22 protein-coding genes and 1 tRNA gene (1 of these 23 only partly in view) are annotated in these 22,562 nt (G+C 62.5%); 6 read left to right on the top strand and 17 right to left on the bottom strand.

Annotation, left to right across the window (positions count from 1 at the left end):
• The 3 genes from msrP to clpB all read right to left on the bottom strand — a co-directional run.
• A protein-coding gene (gene msrP / locus RGQ15_RS04705; protein ID WP_311159075.1) for a protein-methionine-sulfoxide reductase catalytic subunit MsrP crosses the window boundary here: on the bottom strand, positions 1-180 show its beginning. The gene continues 720 nt to the left of window position 1, outside the view; only the first 180 of its 900 coding nucleotides appear in the window; the start codon lies at positions 178-180; the stop codon falls past the left edge of the window.
• 76 nt (positions 181-256) lie between these two features.
• Positions 257-1,891, bottom strand: coding sequence for an alpha-D-glucose phosphate-specific phosphoglucomutase (locus RGQ15_RS04700; RefSeq protein WP_311159074.1), 1,635 nt, complete (start codon positions 1,889-1,891; stop codon positions 257-259).
• A gap of 156 nt (positions 1,892-2,047) precedes the next feature.
• Positions 2,048-4,678 (bottom strand): ATP-dependent chaperone ClpB, encoded by a 2,631-nt coding sequence (gene clpB / locus RGQ15_RS04695; RefSeq protein WP_311159073.1) that lies wholly within the window; start codon positions 4,676-4,678, stop codon positions 2,048-2,050.
• A 165-nt stretch (positions 4,679-4,843) separates the two neighbouring features.
• Here clpB and pyrF point away from each other — a divergent pair, with 165 nt between their 5' ends.
• Positions 4,844-5,530 carry an orotidine-5'-phosphate decarboxylase gene (gene pyrF, locus RGQ15_RS04690; protein ID WP_311159072.1) on the top strand — a complete coding sequence of 229 codons (687 nt, stop codon included), beginning with the start codon at positions 4,844-4,846 and terminating at the stop codon, positions 5,528-5,530.
• 13 nt (positions 5,531-5,543) lie between these two features.
• On the opposite strand, the gene RGQ15_RS04685 is transcribed toward pyrF, so the two are convergent.
• Genes RGQ15_RS04685 through RGQ15_RS04670 form a run of 4 tightly spaced genes read right to left on the bottom strand, consistent with a single transcriptional unit; the run spans position 5,544 to position 7,977 of the window.
• Positions 5,544-5,948 (bottom strand): NUDIX hydrolase, encoded by a 405-nt coding sequence (locus RGQ15_RS04685; protein WP_311159071.1) that lies wholly within the window; start codon positions 5,946-5,948, stop codon positions 5,544-5,546.
• Complete coding sequence (locus RGQ15_RS04680; protein WP_311159070.1) at positions 5,945-6,211, bottom strand: NfeD family protein; 267 nt, start codon at positions 6,209-6,211, stop codon at positions 5,945-5,947. The genes RGQ15_RS04685 and RGQ15_RS04680 overlap by 4 nt, the downstream gene beginning before the upstream one ends.
• A complete protein-coding gene (locus tag RGQ15_RS04675) occupies positions 6,211-7,101 on the bottom strand; it encodes an SPFH domain-containing protein (RefSeq protein ID WP_311159069.1) in 891 nt (296 codons plus the stop codon). Before RGQ15_RS04675 ends, RGQ15_RS04680 begins: the two co-directional genes overlap by 1 nt.
• 12 nt (positions 7,102-7,113) lie before the next feature.
• Positions 7,114-7,977 carry an N-formylglutamate amidohydrolase gene (locus RGQ15_RS04670; RefSeq protein ID WP_311159068.1) on the bottom strand — a complete coding sequence of 288 codons (864 nt, stop codon included), beginning with the start codon at positions 7,975-7,977 and terminating at the stop codon, positions 7,114-7,116.
• Between the two features lie 199 nt (positions 7,978-8,176).
• Between RGQ15_RS04670 and RGQ15_RS04665 the strand changes: the two genes are divergently transcribed.
• Together RGQ15_RS04665 and ykgO are read left to right on the top strand one after the other, a co-directional pair.
• Positions 8,177-8,251 (top strand) — tRNA-Val (locus RGQ15_RS04665).
• Positions 8,252-8,331: 80 nt separating this feature from the next.
• Complete coding sequence (gene ykgO / locus RGQ15_RS04660) at positions 8,332-8,457, top strand: type B 50S ribosomal protein L36 (protein WP_011746405.1); 126 nt, start codon at positions 8,332-8,334, stop codon at positions 8,455-8,457.
• A gap of 71 nt (positions 8,458-8,528) precedes the next feature.
• Here the strand turns inward: ykgO and RGQ15_RS04655 are convergent, their stop codons facing one another.
• From RGQ15_RS04655 to RGQ15_RS04610, 10 genes are read right to left on the bottom strand one after another with little or no spacing between them, the layout of a single operon-like run.
• Positions 8,529-8,972 (bottom strand): DMT family transporter, encoded by a 444-nt coding sequence (locus RGQ15_RS04655; protein WP_311159067.1) that lies wholly within the window; start codon positions 8,970-8,972, stop codon positions 8,529-8,531.
• Complete coding sequence (locus RGQ15_RS04650; RefSeq protein WP_311159066.1) at positions 8,969-10,558, bottom strand: peptidoglycan-binding protein; 1,590 nt, start codon at positions 10,556-10,558, stop codon at positions 8,969-8,971. Before RGQ15_RS04650 ends, RGQ15_RS04655 begins: the two co-directional genes overlap by 4 nt.
• A gap of 32 nt (positions 10,559-10,590) precedes the next feature.
• On the bottom strand, positions 10,591-11,805 hold the full coding sequence (locus tag RGQ15_RS04645) for a phenylacetate--CoA ligase family protein (RefSeq protein ID WP_311159064.1): 1,215 nt from the start codon (positions 11,803-11,805) through the stop codon (positions 10,591-10,593).
• Between the two features lie 34 nt (positions 11,806-11,839).
• Positions 11,840-12,664: an ABC transporter ATP-binding protein gene (locus RGQ15_RS04640; RefSeq protein WP_311159063.1), complete on the bottom strand. Its 825-nt coding sequence runs from the start codon at positions 12,662-12,664 to the stop codon at positions 11,840-11,842.
• 58 nt (positions 12,665-12,722) lie between these two features.
• The gene (locus RGQ15_RS04635) at positions 12,723-14,003 is read right to left on the bottom strand and encodes an ABC transporter substrate-binding protein (RefSeq protein ID WP_311159062.1); all 1,281 of its coding nucleotides are present in this window, start codon (positions 14,001-14,003) and stop codon (positions 12,723-12,725) included.
• 44 nt (positions 14,004-14,047) lie between these two features.
• Complete coding sequence (locus tag RGQ15_RS04630; protein WP_311159061.1) at positions 14,048-15,124, bottom strand: branched-chain amino acid ABC transporter permease; 1,077 nt, start codon at positions 15,122-15,124, stop codon at positions 14,048-14,050.
• Positions 15,125-15,148: 24 nt separating this feature from the next.
• The gene (locus RGQ15_RS04625) at positions 15,149-16,129 is read right to left on the bottom strand and encodes a branched-chain amino acid ABC transporter permease (protein ID WP_311159060.1); all 981 of its coding nucleotides are present in this window, start codon (positions 16,127-16,129) and stop codon (positions 15,149-15,151) included.
• A 10-nt stretch (positions 16,130-16,139) separates the two neighbouring features.
• Positions 16,140-16,958: an ABC transporter ATP-binding protein gene (locus tag RGQ15_RS04620; RefSeq protein WP_311159059.1), complete on the bottom strand. Its 819-nt coding sequence runs from the start codon at positions 16,956-16,958 to the stop codon at positions 16,140-16,142.
• Positions 16,955-17,215 (bottom strand): hypothetical protein, encoded by a 261-nt coding sequence (locus RGQ15_RS04615; RefSeq protein ID WP_311159058.1) that lies wholly within the window; start codon positions 17,213-17,215, stop codon positions 16,955-16,957. Before RGQ15_RS04615 ends, RGQ15_RS04620 begins: the two co-directional genes overlap by 4 nt.
• On the bottom strand, positions 17,212-19,197 hold the full coding sequence (locus RGQ15_RS04610) for an AMP-binding protein (RefSeq protein ID WP_311159057.1): 1,986 nt from the start codon (positions 19,195-19,197) through the stop codon (positions 17,212-17,214). Before RGQ15_RS04610 ends, RGQ15_RS04615 begins: the two co-directional genes overlap by 4 nt.
• A gap of 128 nt (positions 19,198-19,325) precedes the next feature.
• On the opposite strand from RGQ15_RS04610, the gene RGQ15_RS04605 reads away from it, so the two are divergent.
• The 3 genes from RGQ15_RS04605 (at position 19,326) to aroQ (ending at position 22,404) form a co-directional block, all read left to right on the top strand.
• The gene (locus RGQ15_RS04605) at positions 19,326-21,188 is read left to right on the top strand and encodes a PAS-domain containing protein (protein ID WP_311159056.1); all 1,863 of its coding nucleotides are present in this window, start codon (positions 19,326-19,328) and stop codon (positions 21,186-21,188) included.
• Positions 21,181-21,882, top strand: a complete 702-nt coding sequence (locus RGQ15_RS04600) for a response regulator transcription factor (RefSeq protein WP_311159055.1) — start codon at positions 21,181-21,183, stop codon at positions 21,880-21,882. Before RGQ15_RS04605 ends, RGQ15_RS04600 begins: the two co-directional genes overlap by 8 nt.
• 81 nt (positions 21,883-21,963) lie before the next feature.
• On the top strand, positions 21,964-22,404 hold the full coding sequence (gene aroQ / locus RGQ15_RS04595) for a type II 3-dehydroquinate dehydratase (protein WP_311159054.1): 441 nt from the start codon (positions 21,964-21,966) through the stop codon (positions 22,402-22,404).
• Positions 22,405-22,562: the final 158 nt, after the last annotated feature.

The following is a 22,562-nucleotide window of genomic DNA, read 5'->3' as shown; positions in this document are numbered from 1 at the left end:
GAAATTGTTGTAATTCGTGATTTCGTCGAAGCTGTTCGGTTTTTCATCCGTCGAGAATGCCGATGATTTGCCCGTCAGGCCAAGGGCGGGGCCGGCAATGCTGGCAGCCCCCGCCGCGATGAACACCCGGCGGCTCAGATAGGTCGCCTCGGGGGTGATGTCGGACCATTTCAGTTTCATCGGCAGCCTCCCTGCAGTCTTCGATGACCTAGAATGCCATCACTTGGCCCAACCGCCGATGAACTTCTTGGTGAGGTCAGGTTGTGACATCCGGCTTTTCACGACCGGTGAACTCGCGGATCAGGGCAATTTCATCGGCCGCAGCAATGACCGGGGCCAAAGCCTGCTCGACAGGAAGGTCGTGACGCGACGGATCGGATTCGTAGCGCTCAAGATAGACGCGCAGCGTCGCACCCTCGGTCCCGGTACCGGACAGGCGCAGGACAACACGCGAACCGTCGACAAAGCCGATCCTGATCCCCTGGTGTTTCGAAACCGAGCCATCGACCGGATCGTGATAGGCGAAATCATCCGCGCTTTCGACGGTCAGCCCGTGGAACTGCTGTCCCGGAAGATCACCGGCGATATCCCGCAGGCGCTGGATCAGGGCGTTGGCACGCTCGACCGGAACGGCCTCGTAATCGTGACGGGAATAAAAGTTTCGGCCGAACTCCTTCCAGTGCGAGGCCATGATCTGCTCGACGGGCTCGATCCGGCGCGCAAGGATGTTCAGCCAAAGAAGCACGGCCCAGAGCCCGTCCTTTTCACGGACGTGGTCCGAGCCGGTGCCCGCGCTTTCCTCGCCACAGATCGTCACCCGCCCGGCATCCAGCAGGTTTCCGAAGAACTTCCAGCCGGTCGGCGTCTCATGGCATTCGACGCCAAGCTTCTCGGCAACGCGATCGGCGGCGCGACTGGTGGGCATCGAACGCGCGATGCCTGAAAGCCCTTCGGCATAGGCCGGCGCAAGATGCGCGTTCGCAGCCAGCACGGCGAGGCTGTCCGAAGGCGTCACATAGACCCCCCGGCCCACAATCATGTTCCGGTCGCCATCGCCATCCGAGGCAGCGCCGAAGTCCGGTGCATCCGCAGCGAACATCGCATCCATCAGCTCCTTGGCCCAGACCGGGTTCGGGTCGGGATGCCCGCCGCCGAAGTCGGGCGAAGGCGTTCCATTCACGACCGTCCCTTGGGGCGCGCCCAAGATCCCCTCGATGATCGCCTTGGCATAGGGGCCCGTCACGGCATGCATGGCGTCGAAGCGCATCCGGAACCCACCGATGAACAGGTTTCGGATCAGGTCGAAATCGAAAAGCTCGCCCATGAGCTTCGCGTAATCCGCCACCGGGTCGACGATCTCGACGATCATCTCACCCATCCGCGTCTCGCCGATCAGCGTCAGGTCAAGATCCGCCGTTTCGAGAATGTGGTATTCGCTCAGTTCCTGCGTCCGCGCGAAGATCAGGTCGGTCAGGGATTCCGGCGCGGGGCCGCCATTCGCCCCGTTGAACTTCATGCCGAAATCCTCGTCAATGCCGCCGGGATTGTGGCTGGCCGACAGGATCACGCCGCCATCGGCCTTGCGCTGACGGATCAGGTTCGAGGCCGCGGGCGTGGACAAGAGCCCGCCCTGCCCGACGATCATTCGCGCCGCCCCGTTCGCCGCGGCCATGCGCAGGATGACCTGCACTGCGCGATCGTTGAAATATCGGCCATCCCCGCCCAGGATCAGCGCCTTGCCCCGCACCCCACCGATTGCATCGAAGACCGACTGGGTGAAGTTTTCGAGGTAATGGGGTCCCATGAAGATCTTGGTCTTCTTGCGCAGGCCCGAGGTGCCGGGCTTTTGTCCTTCGATCGGCTGGGTTGGGACGGTCAGGATCCGGGTCATTTCTCGCCTCTGCTTCGTGCTCGCCTTTGAACGCGATCTTGCACTTTTCTCGATGGCTTACCATGGCTGCTGTGACGCACAGGTAAAGGCCCGCCTATGGCCTCGGCAAAAGAAAAAGGCGGCCGATGAACGGCCGCCTGTTCCTGAGGCAGGGGTTTACTGCAGGGGCACGCGCGGTCCGCGATCGCCGGCATCGCCCAGATGGATGCCGCTGAGCCGGTTGCCGACGATCAACCCATCCTGACCGGCGCTGACATGAACGGTCTCACCATCCATCACCTCGCCAGACAGGATCATTTCGGCCAGAGGGTTCTGCAGGCTGCGCTGGATCACCCGCTTCAAGGGCCGCGCGCCGAAGACGGGATCGTAACCTTCGTCCGCAAGCCATTTCATCGCGGCCTCGTCGAGGTCCAACGCGATCTTGCGCTGTCCCAGCCGGTGTTCAAGCTGCCCGAGCTGGATCTTGACGATGCCGTCCATGTTCTCGCGCGTCAGGCGGTGGAAGATGATGATCTCGTCCAGACGGTTCAGGAACTCGGGCCGGAAATGCGCCCGCACGGCATCCATGACCTGGGTGCGCGCCTGGCTTGAATCGGCCCCCTCGGGCAACGTCGACAGGGCCTGCGCCCCGAGGTTCGAGGTCAGGATGATCAGCGTCTGCTTGAAATCCACCGTCCGGCCCTGGCCGTCTGTCAGCTGCCCGTCATCCAGCACCTGCAAAAGCACGTTGAACACATCCGGATGCGCCTTTTCGACCTCGTCGAACAGGATCACCTGGTAGGGACGGCGACGCACGGCTTCGGTCAGCACACCGCCCTCGTCATAACCGACATAGCCCGGAGGCGCACCGATCAGCCGCGCGACCGAATGTTTCTCCATGAACTCGGACATGTCGATCCGGACCATCGCCTGGTCGTCATCGAACATGTATTCGGCAATGGCCTTGGTCAGTTCGGTCTTGCCGACACCGGTCGGGCCAAGGAACAGGAAGCTGCCCAGGGGCCGTTTTGGATCGTTCAGCCCGGCCCGCGCGCGCCGGACCGCGTTCGAGACGGCGGTCACCGCCTCGGATTGTCCGATGACGCGCTTGCCCAGCACCTCTTCCATCTTCAAAAGCTTTTCGCGCTCGCCTTCCAGCATCTTGCTGGTGGGAATGCCGGTCCAACGCTCGACAACTTCAGCGATCTGCTCGGGGCGGACCGCCTCTTCGACCATCGGGCCGTCCTCCTCGCCGCCTTCGGCGTCCGACAGCTTCTTCTCGAGCCCCGGAATGATGCCATAGCTCAGCTCTCCCGCACGGGCCAGATTGCCTTCGCGCTTGGCCTGGTCGAGTTCGGCACGGGCCTTGTCGAGCTGCTCCTTGAGATGGCGCGAGCCTTCCAGCTTGTCGCGCTCGGCCTGCCAGCGGGCAGTCATCGTCGACGAGCGTTCCTGCAGTTCGGAAAGCTGCTTCTCGAGGGTCTCAAGCCGATCCTTCGAGGCCGCGTCGTCTTCTTTCTTCAGGGCCTCGGCCTCGATCTGCATCTGCAGGATCTGGCGATCCAGCGCATCCAGTTCCTCGGGCTTGCTGTCGACCTCCATGCGCAGACGGCTTGCGGCCTCATCCATCAGGTCGATGGCCTTGTCGGGCAGGAAGCGGTCGGTGATGTAGCGATGCGACAGCGTCGCCGCAGCCACCAGCGCAGCATCGCTGATGCGGACGCCGTGATGCAGTTCGTATTTTTCCTTGATGCCGCGCAGGATCGAGATCGTGTCCTCGACCGTGGGCTCTGTCACCAGAACGGGTTGGAAGCGACGGGCAAGCGCGGCGTCCTTCTCGATATACTTGCGATATTCGTCGAGGGTCGTTGCGCCCACGCAATGCAGCTCACCTCGCGCAAGCGCGGGTTTGATGAGGTTTGCGGCGTCCATCGCGCCATCGGTCTTGCCCGCACCGACAAGCACATGCAGCTCGTCGATGAACAGGACGATCTCGCCGGCCGCGTTCTCGATTTCCTTCAGGACGGCCTTCAGGCGCTCCTCGAACTCGCCGCGATATTTCGCGCCGGCGATCAGCGCGCCCATGTCCAGTGCCCAGAGCTGCTTGTTGCGCAAGCTCTCCGGCACGTCGCCATCGACGATACGCAATGCCAGTCCCTCGGCGATGGCGGTCTTGCCGACGCCGGGCTCGCCGATCAGGACAGGATTGTTCTTGGTCCTGCGCGAAAGCACCTGCATGGCGCGGCGGATCTCCTCGTCGCGGCCAATGATGGGATCGATCTTGCCCTCTGCAGCCGCCTCGGTCAGGTTCCGGGCATATTTCGACAGCGCCTCATAACTGTCCTCGGCGCTGGCGGTGTCAGCCGTGCGCCCCTTGCGAATGTCATTGATCGCGCCGTTCAGGGCCTGGGCCGAGACCTTTCCCGCGCTCAGGGCGTCTCGCGCATTGGTATTGACGACGGCCAGCGCCGTCAGCACGCGCTCGGCCGGAACAAAGCTGTCCCCGGCCTTCTTTGCCAGTTTCTCGGCCTCGTCCAGCACACGAACCAGGCTCGGATCGACATAGACCTGCCCCTGCCCGCCGCTGACCTTGGCTTGCTTCGCAACGGCCTGATCGGCGGCCTGACGCACGGCCTGGGCATCGCCACCCGCGCGCGCGATAAGATTCGTCGCGAAGCCCTGGTCATCGTCCATCAGCGCCTTGAGAAGGTGCTCGGGCATCACGCGCTGATTTTCTTCGCGAATGGCAATCGTCTGAGCCGCCTGAAGGAAGCCTCGCGACCGCTCGGTAAATTTTTCCATATCCATATGAAATTCCTTTCCTCAGCCCCCGCCTTGGACCGCCCGCATTGGCACGATCCCTTCGGGTCCTGCCTAGGACATGGGCAGGAACAAACGGGGTTTCAAGACGCCCGGTTCCCCCCTATAACCGCGCCGTTTGTCGCATGGTCTGCTGGAAAATCGAGGTGTGGAATGGATGATCGTCTGATCGTGGCACTGGACGTGCCGAACGCGCTGGCCGGGCTGGAACTGGCCGAAAAGATCGGGGATGCCGCCATCTTCTACAAGATCGGGCTTGGCATGCTGACCGGGGGCGGCCTCGCGCTGGCCAACGAACTCAAGCAGGAACATGGCAAGCGCATCTTCCTCGACATGAAGTTCTTCGACATCGGCGCGACGGTCGAGGCTGCGGTGAGGGGCATCGCGCAATACGATCTGGACTTCCTGACCGTGCATGGCGACCCCCATGTTGTGCGCGCCGCGAAACAGGGCGCGGCCGGATCGAATCTCAAGATCCTCGCCGTCACCATCCTGACCTCGCTCGACCGCGCCGACCTCGATGCCGGGTTGATCCGGCCCGGCGATGTGACCGAGATCGTGACCACCCGAGCCGCCCGCGCCTTTGAGGCCGGCGCCGATGGCGTCATCGCAAGCCCGCGCGAAGCCGCGCTGATCCGTGCCCTGCCGGAATCCGCGGGCCGCCTGATCGTCACGCCGGGCGTGCGGCCTGCCGGTTCGGACGCGGGTGATCAGAAGCGGATCGAGACGCCTGCCACCGCCATTGCCAATGGTGCCGATCACATCGTCGTCGGGCGCCCGATCTGGAAAGCCACCGATCCCCGTGCTGCTGCGCAAGCGATCGTGGCGGAACTGCCCTGACGCAGGTCAGGCGCTAGGATCGCAGCACCTGCGCCACCGCTTCGCGAAAATGCGGCACGGCGCGCGGGTGCGCGATGAATTGGGCGATGGGCATCATGCGCCATTCCTGGCCTTCGTCGCCAAAGCGGATCGAGGCTATCTCACCCGCTGTCAGCGTCCCGACGAACAGCCAGGATTCCCGTCCGGGCCTCGTGGCCGAGGGGATGCTCCGACCCGAAAGCCGAGTTGGCTCAAGGCGCAGGCCGAACTCCTCATCCAGCTCACGCAGCGCACATTCGATCGGCGTCTCGCCCTCCTCCGCCTTGCCGCCGGGCAGGTCCCAATGTCCGGGAAAGGGAAGCCAGTCGAAATCGTCGCGCAGGCAGACCAGCAGGCTGTCGCCCTGGGTCAGGATCAGCTTGGCGCCCACAAAGCTCATTCGTCGTCGTTGATGTCGCGGGTCCAGATCCGCACATCGCCGCGGCTCGATCCGAAGATCCGGCGCAGCAAGAGCCAGATCCCCCCGCTGAGCACCGCGGTCACGACCAGCGCCCAGGGCAAGGCCGCAGTCCACAATCCTGCCAGGATCGCCAATCCCATCAGCCCGGTCGCCAAGGCAATGCCCAGAAAGAACCAGCCCGGCAGTGCCATTTCAAGCCCGCCCAGAAGCAAGGCCGCGATAACCCAGAGCCAGCCGTTCATCACTTCGCCGCGTCCTTGAACAGCTTGAACGCGTCCCCCATAGCCTCAAGCGCAGAGGCGGGGACGATCACGGTTTGCTTGCCCTGCCCTTTGCCGAGCTCGGTCAGGGTTTCCACCTGCCGCATGGCGACCTGATATTGCGCAGCCTCAAGGCCCCCGTCGCGGATCGCGCTTGCAATGGCGCTGGTGGCAAAAGCCTCGGCTTCGGCCAGCACGCGCTTGGCCTTGGCAAGCTGCTCGGCAGCGTAAAGCTCGCCATCCGCCGCCAGCTCGACGGCGCGGCGCTTGCCTTCGGCCTCGGTCACCTGGGCGCGGCGGGCACGTTCGGCATTCAGCTGCTGCAGCATCGCGGCGCGTGTCGCATCATCCAGGTTCACGTCCAGAATTTCCGCCCGCGTCACCTCGATGCCCCAATCATCGACGACATTGGCAAGCGATTCCCGGATGCGCTGGATCAGCGAGGCACGGTTTGACTGGACCTGATCCAATTCCATCGTGCCGATTTCCGAGCGGACGATGCCTGCGACCGTTGTGGCAATGGCCGCGTCAATGTCCCTGATCCGATAGACCGTCTTTTCCGGCTCGATGATGCGATAGAAAACCGAGGTTTCGACCTCGACCAGCACGTTGTCGGCGGTGATTGCATCCTGGCTGTTCGTGGGAAGCTGGCGTTCGAGAACCGAAATCTTGTGCGCCACCCGGTCGAGAAAAGGGACGATGAAATTGATGCCGGGACCCAACACCGCCCGCAGGCGCCCGAAACGCTCGACCACGAACTTCTCGGATTGGGGAACGATTCGGACAGCCGAACTGACCGCGAAAAAGATGACGATCGCGAGACCGATCAGGGCGATATTCTGCCCGATCAGGTCGGTAATCTGGTCCTCCATCGCGCGCTCCTTCTATTCGGCAGCAATGGCCGTTTCGCTCCCATCAGGTCGCAACCGGGACAGCTTTCCGACGATGCGTCCGAAACGTTCCGCAAAGACCCCGAAATCCGGGCGCGGGACGATCTTTTGCTCATCCATGTAAAGCGACCGGTCCATCTCAAGCTGTATCACGTGCACGTTTCGGGTCGGTTTGCCATAGGCCGCAGTGATATAGGCCCCGGCAAAGGGGGAGTTCTTGCGCAGGCGAAAACCCTCCGCGCCGACGGCATCGACAACCGCCGCCGTGATCTTCGGCGCCGCAGAAACCCCATTTCGGTCCCCCAGGACGAAATCCGGGCGGGGACGCGGCAAGTGCGACAGGGCGTCTCGCGGCATCGAATGGACGTCGATCAGGACCGCGCCGCCGAATCTGCCGATCGCCTCGTCGATCAGGGCAGAAAGGGCCTGATGGTAGGGGTGCCACAGCCGGGCGATTCGATGATCCGCCTCTTCTCGGGCGATCGGTCGGTCGTGAATCACCCTGCCCTGCGACACGACGCGAGGAATCACCCCAAGCCCCGCCATGATTCGCGGGCTCATCACGCGCGGCACCGCTCCTGCGACAACCAGGGGGTCGATTTCGTCCGGGCCGCGGTTCAGATCGACGACGCATCGCGGGACCCTTGCCGTCAGGACCACGGCGCCGTGATCCAGCGCCGGCGCGATCAAGCGATCGACGAAAGCATCTTCGGACGAACGCAACAGATGCGAATCAAGCCGCGATTCGGCCAAGAACCACTCGGGATAGCAACGTCCTGAATGGGGCGATGCAAAGATAACCCCGCCCTGCCAAGCCTCGGGCCGCAGCAGATCGAAAGTCGTCTGATCCAGGGTCATATCCGGATTTCCCCATGAAGTCGGAGGGCTGGGCAGGTTTTGCCGGGCTTTGATCCATTCGGTTATAGCTCAAACCACCGTCAGGCCAATATGAACAAACCGAGATGCGAAAGAGGGGGTTGAAACCCCCGTCGGGCGTCTATATAGAGCCGCAGACCGAGAGGATACGGAAGCAAACGCAGACAGTATCACCGGGTGTGGGCGGTTAGCTCAGCGGTAGAGCACTACGTTGACATCGTAGTGGCCACTGGTTCGATCCCAGTACCGCCCACCATCTAATTCCGAGCCCCGGGCATTGACCGGGGCATTTCAATTCCATGGCGCCTTGCGATGCGCCGCGATAGGAGAAGACCGATGAAGGTTCGCAATTCGCTCCGCTCGCTCAAGAGCCGCCACCGCGATTGCCAAGTAGTGCGCCGTAAGGGCCGCATCTACGTGATCAACAAGACCAACCCGCGCTTCAAGGCCCGCCAAGGCTGAGTTTCGCGGCACTTGTTGCCGAATTCGAAAGCCCGTTGTGCTTCTGCACAGCGGGCTTTTTTCGTTCCCTGCTAGAATCGAGACAGGATCAGGCCGCCGCCGACCATGAGTGCGGCGATGACACGGGGCAGCGAGATCTCGCGGATCGGCAGTCCGAACGCTCCGATCCGGTCCAGCACGAGGGCCGACAGAATCTGCCCAAGGGCAAGGGCGCAAAGCGCGGTCAATGTGCCAAGCCGGGGCAGTGAAAAGACTACAGCCCAGACATAGAATGCGCCCAGAAGCCCGCCGAGCCACATCCACCATTCGGCCCCCAAGGCACGTACCAGCCCGCGCCCATGCCCAAGACTGAACGAAAGCGCGCCGAGCATCACGAAGCCGATGCCGAAGGAAATCGCCGCTGCAAGGATCGGGCTTTGCAACTGGCGTGCCAAGGCGGCGTTCACCGGTGCCTGAATCGCAAGACAGATGCCACCCAGTACGATCAGGATGGCCGGAAGGATGGCATTGCTCATTTTCTATCCTCGAATCGGTCCGAATCGTCCGGGACATCGGCCATCAGGCTCGAGATTGTCTGTGACGACAGGTAGCCGGTCACTCGCAGGTTTCGCGACGCTTGATAAAGCCTCAACGCCTCACGCGTTTCCTCACCGAACTCGCCATCGGCCTGGCCAACCTCCCAGCCTGAAAGCTTGAGGCGCGTCTCGATCTGCATCCTCATCGCTGGGGTCAGCCCCAGCGCAAGCTCCTCGCGGCGGGCGGCTTCGTTCGCGGCTCTCATGTTGTCGCGCCTCAGACGGGCTTCGCTTGCATGTTCGCCATCGGGGAAGCGCCCGAGATATAGGTCATAGCCCGCCCAAGTGTCCTGACGTCTTGCCCAACGCCACACCGCCGGCTCACCGTTCAGGATGGGGGCAGGTTTCGGCGCGGGCTCTGTCGCGGGTCTGCCTCCCCTGAGATAGACCCAAAGCTTGCTTTCGGCCCCCTTCTCGCCGAGCTTCTTCCAGAACGGTTGGTCGGTCGGCGTGCGGCCCTCGGCCGTGACGTTCTGCTGTTGCATCAGGGCAAGCTGGGAAGCCGAAAGATGACCCGTGACGGGAAGGCCGCTTTCCGACTGCCATTCGCCCAGCGATCGGCGCGTGCGCGGGCCGAAATATCCGTCCAGCTCTCCGGGATCATGTCCGAGCTTCGCCAGCAGCAGCTGGATCGTGCGGCGGTCGCTTCGGTTCAGGCCAAGACCGCTTTCGGCGGCGATGTCATTCCCCGGCGGCGCAGTTTCGGCAGGCAGAAGCTTGCGCGTGTGGAATTCCATCCGATCGAGCGCCGCACGGGAAAACGCCCCGGTCGGAAAACGGCGCAGATAGTCCGCGTAACCCACAGGGCTGTCGGTCGCGACCGCAACTGCCCAGGCCTGCCGTTCGCTTTCGGCAAGATCGGCCGGTTTCAGGCTTGTGCGCGGTCTGCGCTTGGCGGGCGCAAGGTTCATCTCTCCCGCAGTCAGCAGCTTCAGCCCATCGCCAGCGGCCAATGCCCGCCCGAGATTGTGGCCGGCCGCAAGCTCCCTCAACGCCTGCGCCGTCGCTTCGGGGGCGCCAAAGACAACCGTGACGCCCTCGACCTGCGCCAGATCGCCGATACCGTTCGCCAGATCACCCTGATGGGGCATCTCCTGTCGGTCGCTGCCCAACAGAAGGATCGCGCCCGGTTTTGCCCCGGACATGGTTTGCAGGATCAGTGAAAGCGGGACGCCCATGGCGGGCAGGTCTTCTGGACCGGGCTTGCTTGCCTCGGTGCCCAGGAACCAGGTCTCTTCCGCATCATGCAGGAAACGGCCACTCAGGCTGACGATACGTCCGCCGGGGGCATCATCGTTGCGGGCAAGCAGATCGAGGCTGCGCCGCAATTCCGCGGTAGGTTGGTCGATGCCCTGTGCTGTCACAAAACCCGCCTCGCGCATGATCCGCGCGAGGGTGTCGGTATCTGATCCGGCAAGATCAGGGGCGGTCAGATAATCCGCGTTTCCGATGACCACCGCGCGACTCTCGGCCAGGGCCGGTGCCGCGCCCGCAAGGGCGGCCAGCAGAAACAGGGGATAGCGCATCGACGAACCTCATGGCCTTGAGCGACCAAGGCTCATTCGTAGATGCGCCGGTCCTCGATGACCATACCGTCATTCGGAAGAGAACCGGGCGCAACCAGCTCGATCCGGCCGCGAAGTTTCAGGGTGTCCAGCACCGTTCCTTCATATCTTGCCGCATCTTCGCTGTCGGTTTCCAGTTGCACTGTCATCAAATCCATTTCGCCCGAACGATCGGCGACGATTCTTGCGCGCGAAATCTCGGGATGACGGGCCACCAATGCCGCGACCTGCTCGGGCCGGACGAACATTCCCTTGATTTTCGTGGTCTGGTCCGCGCGCCCCATCCAACCCTTGATACGCATGTTGGTGCGGCCGCAGGGGCTGATACCGGGCAGGACCGCCGACAAATCCCCGGTCGCGAATCGGATCAGCGGATAGTCGGGGTTGAACGTCGTCACGACAACTTCGCCCACCTCTCCCTCGGGCACGGGATCTCCGGTGCCCGGTCGCACGATCTCGACGATGACGCGCTCGTCCACGATCATGCCTTCCATCGCCTGGGATTCGTATGCGATCAGCCCCAGATCAGCGGTGGCATAGCATTGCGTCGTGGCAATTCCGCGATCCGCATAGGATTGCCGCAAGCTTGGAAACAGCGCGCCACCCGATACCGTGGCACGCGACAGCGCGAGCCGCTCGCCCATTTCATCGGCCTTGTCCAGGATCACCTTCAGGTAATCGGGTGTCCCGGCAAAGACGGTCGAGCCGATATCGGCCGCAGCGCGGACCTGCAATTCGGTCTGCCCTGTTCCCGCCGGAAGCACCGCCGCGCGCACGGCGCGTGCCGCGCTTTCGAACATCATCCCCGCAGGTGTCAGGTGATAGCCGAAACAATTCTGGACGATGTCCCCCGACCCCACCCCGGCCGCGAACAGGAAGCGCCCGAGCCGCCACCAGTCATTGCCTCGGCGCCCAGGTTCATAGATCGGGCCCGGGCTCTGGAACACGTTCTCGAATTCATGCGGGGGCCGCGTCGTGAACCCGCCGAAGGGCGGAAACTTTCGCTGAGCCGTCGAAAGTTCGGATTTTCGGATCACGGGCAGCGCGGCCAGAAGATCCAGCGTCATGCCGTCTTGCCCGAATTCCTGAAGGATCGAGGCCATGGCGGGCGTGGTTCGCGCAAGCTTGATCGCCGCCGTCAATTCGCGCGCCTGCCAGGCTGCGCGTTCATCCGCGCTGCGCTGCTCGAACTCATCGTAAAATGTCATGGGATTGCCTTTCTGCCACGCGCCTGCGGACGGATCACGCCAGCCACCGCTTGCGGCGACGATAGGAACGCACGTCGCGAAAGCTCTTGCGGCCTTGCTCGGACATCCCGAGATAGAATTCCTTGACGTCTGGATTTTCGCGAAGCGCCTCGGCGGGGCCATCCATCACGACCCTGCCGCTTTCAAGAATATAGCCGTAATGGGCATAGCGCAGGGCGATGTTGGTATTCTGTTCGGCGAGCAGGAAGGTCACGCCTTCCCCCTCGTTGACGGCCTTCACGATCTCGAAGATCTGCTCGACCAGTTGCGGCGCGAGACCCATCGAGGGCTCGTCCAGCAGAATGGTTTCGGGGCGCGACATCAGGGCACGGCCCATGGCACACATCTGCTGTTCACCACCCGAAGTGTATCCGGCCTGACTTTTGCGCCTTTCCTTGAGCCGCGGGAAATAGGTGTAGACCATCTCGAGATCCCTTGCGATTTCGGCCCGCCCGTCGCTCCGGGTGTAAGCCCCGGTCAAGAGGTTCTCCTCGATCGTGAGGTGCTCGAAGCAATGCCGTCCTTCCATCACCTGGATCACGCCCTTCTTCACGAGGCTTGCCGGGTCCATGTCCTGAACCCGCTCGCCGCGATAGGAGATGGCGCCCTTGGTGACCTCGCCCCGTTCGGAATGCAGAAGGTTCGAGATTGCCTTGAGCGTCGTGGTCTTGCCGGCACCATTCCCGCCAAGCAGGGCCGTGATCCCGCCCTTGGGAACAGAAAGGCTCACGCCCTTCAGCACCAGGATGACGTGGTTGTAGATCACCTCGATATTGTTGACCTCGAGCAGCGTCTCGCGGGTCTCGGTGGCGTCGAGCATGGCTCCCCCCTTCATGGAATGCCCCGGCGGTTTCTTCCGCCGGGGCGCGCGCGCGGGATCAACAGCGGGGCGTGATGCCCGCTTCCTTGGCATAGGCTTCGCTGTCCTCGGCGATCAGCGGGTTCAGGATGTCCTGATCCGGCTCGGTGAACTCGGTGATCAGGCTCCACTTCTTCGCTGCGGCGTCCCATTGCTGAAGTCGCGCCATACCGCTGCCGCCGTGGTTCTCGCAGCTCATCTTGAGCTCGGGCCCGAAGTCGGGAAGGCCGATCTCGGTCAGTCGCTCGGGCGTGATGTCGAGCGCCTCGAAGCCATCACGAAGCTGCTCGGCTGAGATCGCGGATGTGCCTGCAAGTTCCTGGGCCTTCCTGATCGCCTCGGCAATGACGACCGCCGCATACATGCCGCGAGAATAAAGCGCAGAGCCCACGAATTGGCCACCTTGTGACGCCTTGCCGGGCTCGATGACGAATTTCTTCATGTCGTCGTAAAGCGGATAGTCCATCCCCACGCCGTTGAAGGTCAGCGACTTGTAGCCATTGGCCGCTTCGCCCACCGGCAGCACGTCGATCTCGGAGCCGGCCCACCAGATCCCGATGAAGTTTTCCATCGGGAAGCGGATATTCGCAGCCTCCTGGATCGCGGTCTGGTTCATGACGCCCCAGCCCCACATCACGACGTAATCGGGCTTGTCGCGACGGATCTGAAGCCATTGGCTTTTCTGTTCCTGGCCCGGAGGGTCGATCGGCAATTCGCTCAATGTGAAGCCGTGCTTTTTCGACAGTTCCTGCAAGGTGCGGATCGGTTCCTTCCCATAGGCCGAGTTATGATAGACGAGCGCGATCTTCTTGCCGTTCAGATCACCGCCATTCTGATCCAGCAGGTATTTGACGACGACCGACGCGCCATCCCAGTAGTTCGCGGGCGCGTTGAAGACCCATTCGAAGACCTTGCCGTTCTTGGCCGATGTGCGGCCATAACCGGGCGTGTAAAGCGGGATCTTGTCGGCCGACACCTTGGGGATGAGCTGATAGGTAATGCCGGTCGAAAGCGGATTGTAGACGAGCGCGCCAGAACCCTTGGTCGCCTCGTAGCATTCGACGCCCTTTTCGGTGTTGTAGGCCGTCTCGCATTCTGGCGTCTGGACCATTTCGCCGCCGATGCCGCCGTCGCGTTCGTTCAGGAGCGTGAAATAGTCGTTGAACCCGTCCGCATATTGCGTCCCGCTCGCGCCATAGGGTCCGGTGCGGTAGCTCAGGTTCGGCACGACCAGATCGGCCATCGCCGGAGCCGCCGCCATGATCGCGCCAAGCGCGACGCTCGCAAGTCTCAGTCTCATCTTGGTCTCCTCCCCAAGGTTTGCCTTCGCCGGATTGCCGGTCGTTAATGCGGGAACGGCCAGAGCCGCAGCTTCTCCTTCGTCAGCGCCCAAAGCCGGGCAAGCCCATGCGGTTCGACGATCAGGAAGAAGATGATGAGGCCGCCGACGATCATCAGTTCGATATGGGCGGCAAGATCGGTGGGCCAGCCAAGGCGAGCTACCAGCACGTTCTTGAGAAACACCGGCAGCAGGACCAGGAAGGCCGCGCCAGCGAAACTGCCGAAGATGCTGCCGAGGCCGCCGATGATGATCATGAACAGCACAAGGAAGCTCTTGTTGATGCCGAAGGCCTCGCTCGCCTCGGCCGCGCCGAGATAGACCGAGAAAAGCAGCGCCCCCGAGACCCCGACAAAGAAGCTGGACACGGCAAAGGCCGACAGCTTGGCGGTCAGCGGGTTCACCCCGATGATCTCTGCCGCGATGTCCATGTCGCGGATCGCCATCCATTTGCGACCGATCGTGCCACGCGTCAGGTTCCGGGCGACCCATGCCAGACCGACCGCAAAGACCAGACAGGTCAGGTATTTCGCAGAAGCAGAGGTGGCAGGCCCGGTGATCGCCCAGCCGAAAAAGGTGCGTTCGGGCGCGTTGATCTGACCCGAGGCGGAATAGTTGTAAAACCACGGCACCTTGTTGAAGAGCCAGACAAGGAAGAACTGTGCCGCAAGCGTCGCCACGGCAAGGTAGAAACCCTTGATGCGCAGGCTTGGCAAACCGAAGAGCATTCCCACGATCGCGGTCACCCCACCTGCGAGCAGGATATGGATGAAGATCGGCACGCCCGGAAAGGCGGTCATCAGCTTGTAGACCGCATAGGCTCCGACGGCCATGAACCCCCCCGTGCCCAAGCTGACCTGCCCGGCATATCCGGTCAGGATGTTCAGTCCGATCGCCGCGATCGCATAGATCAGGAAGGGCACGAGAACCGCGTTGGCCCAGTAGCTGTCGATGACGAAAGGCACGACCAGGAAGGCGACGGCCAGCAGGGCATAATAGCCCCAGCGGTCGAGCCGGATCGGAAAGGTCTGGCCATCGTCGCGATAGCTTGTCTTGAAATCACCCGCCTCGCGATAGAACATTTTCCGCCTCCCATTCCCCTTCGGTCAGACCCGCTCGATGATCCGCTCGCCAAACAGCCCCTGGGGCCGGAAGACGAGGAAGATCAGCGCCAGCACATAGGCGAACCAGTTTTCGGTCGCGCCGCCGACCAGCGGTCCGACGAAATATTCGAAAAGTTTCTCGCCCATACCGATGATGAGCCCCCCGACAATGGCACCGGGGATTGAAGTAAAACCGCCCAGCATCAGGACCGGCAGCGCCTTCAGCGCGATCAGCGACAGGCTGAACTGCACCCCCGCCTTGGTTCCCCACATGATGCCCGCGACCAGCGCCACGAAACCGGCGATGGACCAGACCATGATCCAGATGAATTGCAGGCTGATCCCCACCGACAGCGCCGCCTGATGGTCATCCGCCACGGCGCGCATTGCGCGGCCTTGCTTGGTGTATTGCGAAAACCCGACCAGTGCCGCCACCAGCAGCGCGGCGATAACCGAGGCCCAGATGTCCAGCCGGTCGATGAAGAAACCATAGCCCAGAAGGTCATTCGTCACCGTTTCGACCGTATCCGAGATGCCCTGCGGCAGGCCCACATCCAGCACCTTGACATCGGCCCCCCACATCACGTCGCCGAGCCCCTCGAGGAACCAGGCAAGACCGATGGTGGCCATGAAAAGGATGATCGGTTCCTGCCCGACGAGGTGCTTCAGGACCAGCTTCTCGATCGCGATGGCCAGGCCCACCATGACAAGCGCCGTCAGAAGGATCGCGAAAGCCGCCGGTACGGTCCAGCCCAATGTGCTGACATGCATTCCGAACACCGCGTTCAGCAGATGCGCGAAGGGCACGCGGCCCTCCATGATGCCGACAAGCGTCATCGCCGCAAACAGGGCCATCACGCCCTGAGCATAGTTGAAGACGCCCGAGGCCTTGTAGATGAGCACGAAGCCCAAGGCGACCAGCGCATACATCACACCGGCCATCAGGCCGTTGATCAGAACCTCGCTTGCGTAGAGGAATTCCATTCCCGCCCCCTTACTCGTGCGCCACGCCCAGATAGGCGCTGATAACTTCAGGATTTCCGCGCACCTCGTCGGGCGTGCCGTCACCGATCTTGCGGCCGTAATCCATCACCACGACACGATCGCTCAGATCCATCACCACGCCCATGTCGTGTTCGATCAGCGCGATCGTTGTGCCGAACTCGTCATTCACATCGAGAATGAAGCGGCACATGTCCTCTTTCTCTTCGACGTTCATTCCGGCCATTGGCTCATCGAGAAGCAGGATGCGTGGCTCGGCCGCGAGCGCTCGGGCCAGCTCAACCCGCTTCTTCAGGCCGTAAGGCAGCCGGCCGACAGGGGTCTTGCGAATGTTCTGGATTTCCAGGAAGTCGATGATCTTTTCGACCTGCTCGCGGTTCTCGTCCTCTTCGCGTTCAGCCCGGCCCCACCACAGGGCCTGGCTCCAGATCGGGGCCTTCATCCGGTTGAGCCGCCCGGTCATGATATTGTCGAGCACGCTCATGCCGTCGAACAGGGCGATGTTCTGGAATGTCCGTGCAAGGCCAAGCCGCGCGACCTCGTAAGGTTTCATCGGGCCGCGCTTCTTGCCCTCGAACCAGATCTCGCCTTCCTGCGGGACATAGAAGCCCGAGATCACGTTCAGCATCGAGGATTTGCCCGCGCCGTTCGGACCGATGATCGCACGGATTTCGCCTTCGCGTATGTCGAAGCTGATATCCTTGATCGCGACCACCCCGCCGAAGCGCAGGGTGATGTTCTTGAGGTCCATCATGACCGGACCGATCCGGCGGTCTTCGGTCGTGAGTTCGGCTGCGGGCGCTGCGTTCATGATGCCAGCCAGACCTTTTCCAGAAGCGAAAGACCGATGTTGTAGGCGATCAATGCGGCCCCCCACATATGCGCCTTGCCAAAAGGCAAGGCCGGCCACAGACGCGAGATCATCAGGACCCCGAAGATGGCGCCGACCGCGCCAGAAAAGACGTGATAGACATTCGGCGGCAGGATCGCCGACAGGATCCATGCCAGGACAAGTCCGGCGATCCCGAATGCGATGGCGGTGACATAGGCAGGTTTTTCGATGGTCATGCTGCGATTCCCTTTGGTTTCACGCTTTCTCGGGCGGGGGGAAGGACCTCGACATCTTCGATCTTCAAGGTCGCCCTGATCCGGCCCTTGCGGCCATCTTCGTAGGTGACTTCCGTTTCGGTAAAGACGTTTTCCGACCCATCGTAGAGAGCCTCGATGAGATCGGCATATTTGTCGGCAATGATGCCCCTGCGCACCTTGCGGGTACGGGTCATTTCACCGTCATCCGGGTCTAGCTCCTTGTGCAGAACAAGGAAGCGGTGGATCTGGCAGCCCGAAAGCATCGGGTCCTGAGCGATGGAGGCGTTCACCTCTGCGACATGCTGCCGGATCATGGCGTAGACTTGGGGATGTCCGGCCAGCTCCTGGTAGCTCGCATAGGCGATGTTGTTGCGTTCAGCCCAGTTGCCCACGGCGGACAGATCGATGTTGATGAACGCGGTGCACATGTCGCGGTCCGCGCCGAACACGACGGCTTCAAGGATGTTGGGATAGAACTTCAGCTTGTTCTCGACATATTTGGGCGCGAACATCCGGCCATCGGCCATCTTGGCCACATCCTTGGCCCGGTCGATGATCCGAAGATGCCCCGAATCTTCGTCGAAGAAGCCCGCGTCGCCCGTCGCCACCCAGCCCTCTGCATCCTTGGTCGAGGCCGTGCTTTCGGGATTGTTGAAATATTCCACGAAGGTGCCGGGTGAGCGGTAATAGACCTCTCCGTTCTCGGCGATCTTCAGTTCGACGCCGGGCGAGGGAACGCCAACCGTATCCGCCCGCACCTCGCCATCCGGCTGCTGGGTGATGAAGACCGATGCCTCGGTCTGGCCATAGAGCTGCTTCAGGTTGATCCCGAGGCTGCGATAGAAATCGAAGATCTCGGGCCCGATCGCCTCACCGGCGGTATATCCGACCCGAATCCGGGAATAACCCAGCGTGTTCTTGAGCGGGCCATAGATCAGCACGTTTCCAAGCGCATAGCGCAGCCGGTCGATCGGGCCGACGGTCTTGCCCTCAAGGATGGCCGGACCGACCCGGCGTGCCAGATCCATGTAATGCCGAAACAGCCAGCGCTTGACGCGACCTGCATCCTCCATGCGGATCATGACGCTGGTCAGTTGCCCCTCGAAGACGCGCGGCGGGGCAAAGAAATAGCTGGGACCGATTTCGCGCAGGTCGGTCATCATCGTATGGGCGCCCTCGGGGCAGTTGACGGTGAAACCCGCCGAATAGGCCTGCCCGACAGAAAAGATGAAATCCCCGACCCATGCCATGGGCAGATAGGCCAGCACCTCTTCTCGCTCGGTCAGGTGATCGAATGCGGCACTGTTCTTGGCCGTCTCGATGATGTTGCGGTTCGACAGGACCACCCCTTTGGGCTTTCCGGTCGTTCCCGAGGTGTAAAGCATGACGCAGGTGTCATCGTATCCCAGAGAGGCGATGCGTGCGTCCAGATCAGGGCCAAGCCGCTGCTCGGCCGCCCTGCCCTCGGCCTGGACGTCGGACAGCGCGTTCATCTGCGAATGGTCGTATTTCCGCATCCCGCGCTTGTCGGTATAGACGATATGGCCGACCGAAGGCGCGCGTTCACCGACCTCAAGCACCTTGTCGACCTGTTCCTGATCGCCACAGACCACGAATTTTGCGCCGCAATTTCCCAGGACATAGGCCATCTCGTCCGCGACGGCGTCCTGATACAGGGGCACGGGCACCGCCCCGCACATCTGCGCCGCAACCATCGCCCAGTAATGCATGGGACGGTTTCGCCCGATGATCGCGACATGGTCGCCGCGTTCGAGCCCAAGCACCCGAAAGCCAAGCGCCAGATCGCGAATCTCGCGCGCGGCTTCGGCCCAGGTCCAGCATTGCCAGATCCCGAATTCCTTTTCCCGATAAGCGGTCCGCTTCGCGTACTGCCGGGCATTTCGCGCCAGCAATGCGGGAATGGACTGCAAACCGGCCTCGGCCGCCTGCGTCTTCTGCATGGTTCCTCCCTTGTCCTCCGGGCTCCCCTCCCATCGGACGTGATCAGATTACGATGGCAATCCTTGCGCCAATTTTTCGGGAATCCTACGAATTGTTACAGGAGCGAGGCAATTCCCGAGGGAGGATCATGTTACCGCAGGATCGGCACGCCGAACTGACCCGGTCGGGATTGAACCTGATTCAACAGGCGATCTCGATATTTGACGCGGATCTGAGGCTGGCTGTATCGAACCGACCCTATCAGGCCATGTTCGGTCTGCCAGACGAGTTGACGCGGATCGGTACAAGCTTCGAGGACACGATCCGCTACCTTGTCGGTCGCGGCGAATACGGCCCGCAGGTCGACACCGAGGCGGCAATTCGCGAACGGGTCGATCAGGCACGAACCTTTCAGCCGCATTACATGGAGAGAAAGCGCGCCGACGGTCGATGGATCTCGGTCGAAGGCGCGCCCTTGTCGCAGGGCGGCTGGGTCGCGGTCTATACCGACATCACCCAGATCAAGCAGCAAGAGGAACTGCTGCGTGCCCGCTCGGAAGAACTATCCGAGCTGGTTCTGGAGAATGCCGAGCGTCTTTCGGCGGCAAACCGCGCCCTTGCCGCGACGAATGCCGCGCTGGAAGAGGCCAAGCGGATCCTGACCGAATCCGAGGCCCGCACCCGGCAAGTCACGGCCATGGTGCCAGCCCATATCGCGCATATGGATCGCGACTACCGCTACACCTTCTCGAACAATCAGATCGCCGCTGTCTTTCCCGGTTCCGAGATCGGGATCATCGGGCGTGACGGGGACGAGGTGCTTGGGCCCGACACCTTCGATCGCATCCGCCCGCATATGGACCGGGCCATTTCGGGCCAGCCCCAGGTCTTCGAAATCACCCACCCACCCTCGGGGCGGCGCATCCGCATCGCGCTTACGCCGGATCAGACGGGGCGCGGCGCCTATATCCTGTCAACCGACGTCACGGCCGAAGTCCAGTCGCGCGAGGCGCTGGCCCATGCTGCAAAGCGCGCGATCGCGGCCCAGGTCACCTCGGGCATGGCGCATGATTTCGGCAATCTGCTGACCATCATCCTGGGGCTGCAGTCGCGATTGGCGCGCTCGGATCTCATGTCCAGCCAGGCCGAGGATGTGCAGGCGACCTTGGCTGCGGCACGGCGCGGCGTGACGCTTCTCGAGGGGATTGCGACCCTGACCGGGCAGCGTGATTACCACCCGAAACCGGTCGATCTGCCGGCCCTACTCGACGACCTCGCCGCGATGACCCGCCCCACGCTGGGCAGCGGCGTCGGGCTTGAGGTCACGGCCGACTTGCCCGACAGGCGACTGATGCTCGACCCCGGCGCCTTGCAGGATGCGCTTCTCAATCTCATCCTGAATGCGCGGGACGCGATGAAAGGCCAGGGTCGGATCTGCATCACCGCCAGGTCAGCGGGACGCTGGCTTGAACTCATGGTCTCGGATACCGGGCCCGGGTTTTCTCCGCAGGCCCTGGAACGTGCGACCGAGCCTTTCTTCACGACGAAAGGCCGTCAGGGCTCCGGGCTCGGACTTTCGATGGTCTATGACCAGATCAAGCTTGCGGGTGGCACCCTGCGCCTTGGCAATGCAGGCGGTGCGCAGATCACGATCCGCCTGCCCTGGCGCTCGGAACGCCCCCAGATGGTGCTTCTGGTCGAAGACGACCCCGATATTCGCGCCACGACCCGCGAGATGCTGACGGCACAGGGCCATTCGGTGATCGAGGCGGAAAGCTTGTCCGAAGCGCGCAACCTGACCGACCTGCCCGGTCTTTCCCTGATCCTGTCCGACCTGCAGCTGGGCGACGGAATGGGAACCGAACTGGCAGGGCCCGGACTGCCCCTTGTCCTGATGACGGCGCTACCGCCCGGAGACCCACGACGACCCAAGATCGGAGTTCCGGTCTTGACCAAGCCCTTCGATGATGCCGAACTGGCCGCCGCAATGATGCAGGTAACGGATGACTGACGCTCCATTGATCGCGATTCTGGACGATGAGGCGGAAATCCGACGTCTGCTGGCCTCCGCGCTTGAAGAAGCGGGCTTTCGCACGCAATGCTTTGCCCGCGCCACCGAGTTCGAGGCGGCGCTGCGGCGGATCCAACCCGATGCCTGCCTCATCGACCTTGGCCTGCCGGATCGCGACGGGCTCGCGCTGGTCCACCGGCTGGCAAGGGAATCGGGCGCCGCGATCATCATCATTTCGGGCCGCGCGCAGGTGCAGGACAGGATCACCGGGCTGGAGCTTGGCGCGGACGACTATATCATCAAGCCGTTCGAGCCGGCCGAGGTCGTGGCCCGCATTCGTGCCCGCTTGCGAAAGCCGCAGCGTGATCCGGGAAATGGCCGCCAGTTGATCAGCTTCGCCGGCTGGTCCGCCGATTTCGACCGCTACATGCTGACCTCGCCCCAGGGCTCGGAAACCCCCCTCAGCCATGCCGAGGCCGAGGTTCTTCGTCTTTTTCTGGACAATCCCAGACGCCTCATCTCGCGCGCGCAAATGCTCGAGACACTTGGCGGCGCGGCAGGGGAAAGCTTCGACCGGGCAATGGATGTGCGGATCTCGCGCCTGCGCACGAAGCTGGGCGAAGACCCCAAGAACCCCCAACTGATCAAGACGATCTACGGCGCAGGCTATATCTTCCTGGCCGAGCCCGCCTGAACGCGCTTGCGGTATGGCGGGTGCGGACTATCCTGCGGCGCAAACCGGCGGGCCCTGCCCCGCCCGCGATACGAGGAAGCCATGCCCACCGTCTATGTCCTGAACGGCCCGAACCTGAACCTGCTGGGCCAGCGCCAACCAGAAATCTATGGCAGCACGACGCTGGCCGATGTCGAACAGGCCTGCATCGAGCTTGGCCGCGACCTGGGCGTCGAGATCAGGTTCTTCCAGTCGAATCACGAAGGCGTCGTCGTCGACACGATCCACGAAGCCCGTCACGAGGCGAATGCGATCATCATCAATCCCGGCGCCCTGACCCATACCTCGGTCGCGATTCTCGATGCGCTGAACACGTTCGACGCGCCCGTGATCGAGGTTCACATCTCGAACATCCACAAGCGCGAAAGCTTCCGGCATCATTCCTATGTCAGCCTCAGGGCCGAGGGCGTCATCGCGGGACTTGGCGTCAACGGCTATCTGATGGCGCTGCGCCATCTCGCTCCGCTGATCGGTGCACGCTGAAACGCAGGCCCCAAGCTGAAAAGCCGCGCGCCCGCCAGGGAGATGGCGGGCGCGCTTCCAGTGCAGCGAAGGGTCATTGAAACATCATACTCGAAAACAGCCGTTAAATCAGCATCGCCGCTCTGCCGCCGGCGAAAATCAAATGTTTTGGTTCTTCA

This window comes from Paracoccus sp. MBLB3053 (assembly GCF_031822435.1).
GTDB lineage: Bacteria > Pseudomonadota > Alphaproteobacteria > Rhodobacterales > Rhodobacteraceae > Paracoccus > Paracoccus aurantius.
The sequence above is the reverse complement of the archived record's forward strand: the minus strand, read 5'-3'. Positions and strand labels throughout refer to the sequence as shown.